General features: G+C 50.7%; 4 protein-coding genes. All 4 read left to right on the plus strand.

Annotated features, from left to right (window positions below):
* Nucleotides 1–110 precede the first annotated feature (110 nt).
* The 4 genes from BZG79_RS08700 to BZG79_RS08715 all read left to right on the plus strand — a co-directional run bounded on the left by BZG79_RS08700 (nucleotide 111) and on the right by BZG79_RS08715 (nucleotide 7,578).
* On the plus strand, nucleotides 111–2,273 hold the full coding sequence (locus BZG79_RS08700; RefSeq protein ID WP_077774203.1) for a TonB-dependent receptor: 2,163 nt from the start codon (nucleotides 111–113) through the stop codon (nucleotides 2,271–2,273).
* Between the two features lie 112 nt (nucleotides 2,274–2,385).
* Nucleotides 2,386–5,052: a GNAT family N-acetyltransferase gene (locus BZG79_RS08705; RefSeq protein WP_077774204.1), complete on the plus strand. Its 2,667-nt coding sequence runs from the start codon at nucleotides 2,386–2,388 to the stop codon at nucleotides 5,050–5,052.
* 10 nt (nucleotides 5,053–5,062) lie between these two features.
* On the plus strand, nucleotides 5,063–6,382 hold the full coding sequence (locus tag BZG79_RS08710; RefSeq protein WP_236719499.1) for a SidA/IucD/PvdA family monooxygenase: 1,320 nt from the start codon (nucleotides 5,063–5,065) through the stop codon (nucleotides 6,380–6,382).
* Nucleotides 6,382–7,578 (plus strand): MFS transporter, encoded by a 1,197-nt coding sequence (locus BZG79_RS08715; protein WP_077774205.1) that lies wholly within the window; start codon nucleotides 6,382–6,384, stop codon nucleotides 7,576–7,578. Before BZG79_RS08710 ends, BZG79_RS08715 begins: the two co-directional genes overlap by 1 nt.
* Nucleotides 7,579–7,724 lie beyond the last annotated feature (146 nt).

Below are 7,724 nucleotides of genomic sequence, written 5' to 3' on the forward strand. Positions count from 1 at the left end.
TCATAATGATATCCATTATCATTTGATGATAGGAAAAAGGTAGTGATTCAGTAGTACTGCAGGGATGTAGCCTCACCAACCCTGCAGTGTTGTGACGAATAAGGATAATTATGAACACCATAAAAGCAGTCGGCTTTTCGCTCTCGCCTCTGGCGTTAGTAATCAGTGCCCATCTCGCCCATGCCGCCCCTTCTGCGGCCAATACCGAAACCATCATTGTGACCGGTAGTAAGATTCAAACGACCATTGCCGATTCCGCCAGCACCAACTGGGTAATCACCAATGAAGAATTAACCCGTGAAATTCAAGGCGGTGAGTCATTAAAAGGCGCGCTCGGGAAGCTGATCCCAAGCTTTGACTTTGGCAGCACCAACGCACGTACCAACGCCTCACAGAATTTACGTGGCCGCAGCGCGCAAATCATGATTGATGGTGTCGCATTGAATGCTGCACGTACCATCAGCCGCCAATTGGATAGTATCGACCCCTTTAATGTCGCGCGTGTTGAGGTACTGTCAGGCGCGACCTCCATTTATGGCGCGGGCGCAACCGGCGGTATTATCAATATCATCACCAAACGAGGTGAAGCGGGTGATGCGCAACTTGAGGTTCATACCGGCGTCACCACTGGGTTCAACAACAGCGACGACCTGACCAAAAAAGCCGCGGTCGCGGTATCCGGTGGCAGTGATACCTTGCAAGGGCGCTTATCCATGGCGTATGAAGGCAAAGGCGCGGCCTACGACGGCAATGGCGATCCTATCCTGCCCGATGTGACCCAAACCGATACCCAATTCAATGACAGCATTGATGTGATGGGTAGCTTGGATTACCGCCCTGACGACGAACAGCACCTTTCCCTAACTGCTCAATACTATGACAGTCAACAAGACAGTGATTACGGGATCTGGTTTGAAGATACGACCGATCTAAAAAGTGACGTTGAGCGTCGTAAAGGGCTCAAACTGGATGAGCAACCATTCACTGAACGTTTGATGCTCAACACCCAATATAGCCATACCAATGTGCTAAATCATGCTTTGCTCGCGCAAGCCTATTATCGAGAAGAAACCTTCGGCTATTTCCCGTTTCCGCGTAACGGTCTATTTAGCGGCTCAGAGCAAAGCAACGATGTTTACGGCCTAAAAGTCTTACTGGAGAAAAACTGGGATAACTTAACGCTGAACTATGGGTTGGATTACAGCAAGGAAGAATTTCGCGCCAAGCAATACGTCTATGATTCAACAACCAGTGCAACAAGCCATGGTTTAGAGTTTGAGAAAAAAGGCACGATCGGTCGTTATCCTGACTTTGATACCCAAAATGCCGGTGTGTTTGCTCAAGCAGACTGGGCCGTTAACGATAAGTTAAATGCCTTTGCCGGATTGCGCTACCAGTACACCAAGTACAAAGGCAGTGACTTTATCGGCTTTACCCAGCAAGCCTATATACTCCTCGGTTTATTACCCAATGCTGATGCCATCCCGGGCGGCACCACAGACAAGGACATTTGGCTCGCGAATGCGGGACTCAAGTACGACCTGACCGACAACCAACAAGTTTGGGCCAACTTTAGTCAAGGCTTTAATATGCCGGACCCAGGCAAATTCTACGGCAAAGGCAAATATTCAGGCGGCACCCTCACCAATAGCGTGAGTGTTCAAAACACAGAATTGGACGGCGTAAAAACCAACTCCTTTGAGCTAGGCTGGCGAACCCAGCAACAAGACTACAACGCGCAAGTCGCCGCGTACTACTCAATTTCGGACAAGTCGTACAAATACAACAGCGATCTCGATGTCACCTTAGATAGTGACAAACAGCGTATTTATGGCCTCGAAGGGCAAATCAAATACTACCTCACTGACACTTGGTATAGCCGTGCACAGGGCCACTTAGTGCAGAGCGAAATCAAGAATGATGGCCATTGGGATGAGCTGAGTATCTACAATGCGAGCCCTTCTACCGCGATGGCGGCAGTGGGTTACGATAACTTCGATTGGGGCACAGAGCTCAACCTCCAACACGTTGGCGATCTGTCAGATGAAGATGGCGACCGCCTTGAGGGCTATGAGCTTGTCGGCCTCAATGGTTACTACACGTTGCCAGTCGGCCAAATTAATTTCGGCATCCAAAATCTGTTTGATAAAGACTATCAAACGATTTGGAGCCAAAAAGCTCAGAAAGTCTATAGCGGCCTCGCTAGCGCCGACATGTTTGACTACGCCGGTGTGGGGCGTACCTTTAGCTTGAGCTACAGCGCCACGTTTTAATTGTATTCCTTTTCGCGCCCAGTCCTCGCTGGGCGCCTTTTCTCCTAATTTGTTTCACTCATAGTTGCACCACAACATTGCCTTAGTAAGCCCGTGTCTGTAAGGAGTTGTCATGACACATCCCCTGAGTTTGAATGCGTTTTTCAATGCGTTGTTTGTCGAGCACCCACACACGCGTGTGATAAAAGGTCAGCCTGACCACGCCAGTTTCCCGTGTGAACACGGCGAATTATTATTACCGCTCACCTACACCTCAGCAGCCGGCCGTCATCGTTATCAAGGTGACATACTGTGGCGCGGTAGCGACGGTGAAACTGTCCGTACTACCTTTGCCGATGCGGTTTACCGTATCGCGCAATCAGTGCCTGAGATCAGTGGCGAGCGTCTCGACCGCTTTGCATCACGTGTTAGCCAGTCTGACGCCTATGTACAGCGAGCAGAAGCACATTGGCAACACAGGTTCGCTGACCGCTGGCCACAGCGTTTTATCGAATCGGAGCAGTCTCTGACCGGCGGTCATAGCATGCACCCTGCCCCCAAGAGCAATGAACCACTGACGCCCGAACAGCAAGAGGCGTATCTACCCGAATTTGCGGAGTCATTTGCGATTGAATGGTTTGCGGTTGCGCCGGGGCAATGGACAGGTGAAGGGGTTAACCATGATGTACTCGACACCTTGCAATCCTTGTTTGTCGATAGCGTGGGCTTAACCCATACGGCCAATTTGTCGCAAGGCTGGCTTCCCTTGCCCATGCATCCTTTACAAGCGCAAGCATGGCGTGACAGTAATGACGCTCGAGCACTCAAAAACAGCGTGATTGATTTAGCCTTGACCAGTAGCGGCTGGCTGGCCACCTCATCGTCACGCGCCATCTATCATCCCGACCATCAGTGGATGTTAAAAGTCTCTCTACCTGTCAAGCTCACTAACTCGGTACGGCTATTAACCGCCACTGAAGCCAAGCGTGGTGCCTTACTGAGTAAAATGCTCAACGCAGCCCCCGGACAAACGCTGCAGCAGCGAGCCGCCACGACGACCTTTATCGAAGAGCCGGTCTGGTGCACTATTTTGTCCGCGCAAGGTGAGCCTTTATCACTGCCTCTGGTGAGCTTGCGCGACAATATTTTCGCCCACCAAGCCGATCAAGATGTCCACCTGCTCGCCAGTATCAACCAGCCACATGGGCAAGGCAGCCAAATTGGCGCGCTGATCGCGCAAGCCGCACAACATCATCAATGGACACAGCACGACGCCGCACATCATTGGTTAGCCGCCTTCTTGGACCATATTCTGTATCCCCTGTGTTTGGCACGCAGCGATTATGGCATCTTGTTACTGGCCCATCAGCAAAATATCTTGCTGCGTACCGCGCACGGTTTGCCTAGCGCCATGATGTACAGAGACTGCCAAGGTATTTGGGTCACCGACCCTGCCCCTGCGCTGTTCCCCGATGCATTCAGTGAAGGGTTACCAAGCTGTTACGTCCCAACCGACAAGGTTGATCCGTATCTGAGCTACTACCTGATTGGTAATACACTAATCAATACACTTTCCGCGATCAGCGAAGCCACCGGTGTCACCGAGCAGCGTTTGTGGCAGGTATGCCGTCAAGCTTTCGCAACTTGGCGAGCGAGCCATCCTGTGGATAGCCGCCTGTATGACTATCTTCTCGACTCGCCGACCCTGCACTGGAAACGGAACTTCCACACTTTCCTCGCCGATCACAATGAAGCGACACTGGCCGATCCCAGCCAAATTTACACGGATATCGATAACCCATTTTATGGTGATAACGCACTGGGCTCATGCGTATTTAAACCGGTCAATCTTGATCGCACCGTGGGGCTTCGCAGCCACTCGCTCGACGCGTCTTATCACCTCATCGACGTGATGGAACATGGTCAAGCCAAAGCGACCTTCGTGCTGCACAAACCGGACAATGACACCGCAACGCTAACCACGCGCTATTGCAATGATCAATCACTCTGGTGGGCGGCGGTTGAGCACGCCTTTTATCAGCATCAGTGCCAAGCACTGTATGCCAGTGATTATCCTCACGCTCTGCAATCCGTCGTCGCCCCCTGCACACCACTGACACTGTCGCAGTTTAAACAACACTGCCCGATTTGGCACCAAGCTCAGTCACCCTCCAATGAGGTATACCAAACCGCAGAGAACGGTTTAACCCACCCAACGCGACCTGAGAAACCACAAGGCGTGTTCTATCGTCGCTACTTTTATCACCTCAAGCGCACACTAACGCTACGTCCAGCAGAAACGAAACGCGATCTTGCTTGCTTTCACGCCTGGCACAACCATCCGGATATTGCCCCGATTTGGGAGTTAGAGGGCTCGCTCAAGTTTCATCGCCAATATCTGCAAAAGGCCCATCACGATGCGCACTTGCTCCCCGTGATTGGCGAGTTTGATGGAAAGCCTTTCGGCTACTTTGAAATTTATTGGGTCGCGGAAGACCGGCTTGGACCTTACTACGATGTCGATGCTTTCGATCGTGGTATGCATATGTTAGTCGGTAATTCCGACTTTTTGGGTCGCCAATACTTTAATACCTGGGCGCAATCTATTATCCATTACTGTTTCTTAGCCGAGCCTCGTACCCGAAACGTAATGGGTGAGCCTAATGCAACAAATTGGCGCGTAGCCCGAATTGCTCGCGGTGTGGGCATGAAAAAACAAAAAGAATTCGATTTTCCCCATAAGCGCGCTGCACTGATGCAATGTGAGCGTAACGACTTTTTCGCACGTTATGCGCAATAAGGATGCAGTTATGACAAGGCATTATTCTATTTTAGGTGTAGGGCTTGGCCCCTTTAATCTCAGTGCGGCGGCGCTGCTGGCTCCCCACAGTCAGTCCATTTCGAATTTGTTTGTTGAGCAAAAGCCACGGTTTGCGTGGCATCCCGGCTTGTTGCTGGATGATGCGAAAATGCAAACCTCATACCTAAAAGACATGGTGACGGCCGTCGACCCAACGAGCCCTTACACCTTTATTAATTACCTGGTTAAGACCAAAAAATTTTATCCCTTTACCGCGCGGGGCGAACAGACGGTATCGCGGTTAGAGTTTTCTGATTATATGGCTTGGGTGGCTCATCAGCTTCCCAACACCCAATTCGATACGCCAGTACTGAATATCATGCCTCACGGCTCAGGCTTCGCGGTGAGTACGCCACACGGACAATTGAGCTGCGATCATTTGATCGTTGGCACCGGTACCCAACCGTTTATGCCTGACTGTGCTGCGCCATTTGTGGGTGAGCGGGTCTTTCATGCCAGTGAACTTGCCCTCCGACAACCGGACTTAAGGGGTAAAAAAGTTGCCATTGTTGGTGGTGGTCAAACCGGTGCCGATGTCTTCCAGCATCTCTTTGATGGTGAATTTGGTAAAGTAGCGCATATTGATTGGATTTCTCGCCGTCCTAATCTGCAAGGATTAGATGAGAACCCTTTTACTGATCAGTATTTTATCCCTGATTACGCAGAGCAGTTTCATAGCCTCGACCCCAAGATCAAACACACTCAGCTTGCGCAACAAAAGCTTGCCAGTGATGGGATTACCGACGACTGCTTGCAAGGACTGTATCAACGCCTGTATCACGATAAATATGTGCGCCGGTCCCCGCAATGGTGGCGACTGCTTCCAGGACAAACGCTTACTGGGATGCAATCACACCAAGCAGGTTACCAGTTAGCGACCACAGCTACCTTGACCGGAGTAACCACAGCACTCGATGCAGAGGTGGTGATCTTGTGTACTGGTTTTTCTCGCGCACTCCCTCAGTGCCTCGATACTTTAAGCGACCACCTCGACCTTGATGACGAGGGACGACCGAATGTGAATGCTCACTACCGAGTAAAAATGCGTGAAGGCAGTTCACTCGCTTTATATATGATGAATGTCGGCACCCATTGTCACGGTATTATTGAGCCACAATTGAGTCTCGCGGCCTGGCGGGCAGCAACCATTATTAATGCGATTAGCGACACGCCCCTATACGACATTACGCATCATCACGGCTTACTCGACTGGACGCTGACTGAGTCCTCCACACAGTCAGCTCAGATGCAAAAGGTAGCAGGCTGGTAATGGCGTACACACAAACAAAGCCCGCGACACAGACCGCTAAATGGCAGCCTATCACCTTAACGTCTATTGCTGCTCTGATGGGCATTGGACAAAACGGGCTGTTGGTCTCGCTGCCACTGTTAGTGGCACAAGGCGGATTTTCATTGTCAACCTGGGCGGTGATCATAGCGGTGGGTAGTGTACTCTTTCTCCCTGCTGCGCCTTTTTGGGGACGTATAAGCGATCAGTACGGCCCCAAATTTGTGGTTCTTCAAGCCTTAATCGGCATGGCTATTAGCTTTGTCCTGTTACTGATCGCCACTCTGGGCGCGCAAAACAGCCTCAACCAATGGCCTTGGTTAGCATTAGCGCTGATGGCAAGAGTCGTGTATGGCTTAACCGTGGCGGGCATGGTTCCCGCCAATCAGCATTGGGCCGTGTTACTCGCTGGCGAGGCACGCCGCATGCAGGCGATCACCTCAATCAGTATTGGTTTAAGTCTCGGTCGCTTGGCCGGCCCATTAATCGCCTCGGCGGTTTTAATCGTCAGCCCGTATGCCTCACTTGTGCTGATGTTATTACTGCCATTAATCGCCACATTGGTTATCAGCCTCATGCCTCACCGTGAGGGCCAGAAAGATACATCAAGCTCGCCTGTCAGTCAGTGGCTGGCGCCAAAAGCTATTTGGCCCTATATGGGATATGGACTCGCCGTGTGTGCAGCAATTGCCCTATTGCAATACAACCTCACGCCGATACTCCATACCATCACCGAATGGTCTGCCAGTAAAGTTAGCCAGATGATGAGCTATTTGCTTACCTTAAGCGGCATTGCAACGCTCACCGTACAAGTGTTGGTGGTAAAAAAACAGCGTCTAAGCATCGGCCACATGCTGGGCATCGGCGCAATCAGCTTAGTTGCAGGTTATAGCTTACTTTTACTCCCTACCCTGGGCGCATTAATCGTTGCTATGCTCGTAATATCAGGGGCCTGTGCGTTGCTGATCCCTGCCTATACTAGCCAAGCGATGCAAAGGCTCGACAATGAACCGGGGAAAGTCAGTGGTTATATCGCTATGGCGCATACGCTCGGATATGGATTCGCGTCACTATTAGCGACATTAACACTTAATTATCCACCTCTTCCCATCATCACTTGCGTCAGCCTTGCAACCATGGTGCTACTGGGCATATTAAATGCAGCATATAAACAGTGAACCAACTAAGGCTCACCGTTTTTTCCAGCGAGTTTTTGCCGTTTTCCGGCAAAAACTGAATGAGATCACTCAATCACACTATTGATATTTAAACTGAATCATTACCGGATAGTGATCAGAAAGCTCATTGTAGTAACCATCATGAT

This window comes from Salinivibrio sp. MA427, from assembly GCF_001996115.1.
In the GTDB taxonomy this organism is placed as follows: Bacteria; Pseudomonadota; Gammaproteobacteria; order Enterobacterales; family Vibrionaceae; genus Salinivibrio; species Salinivibrio costicola.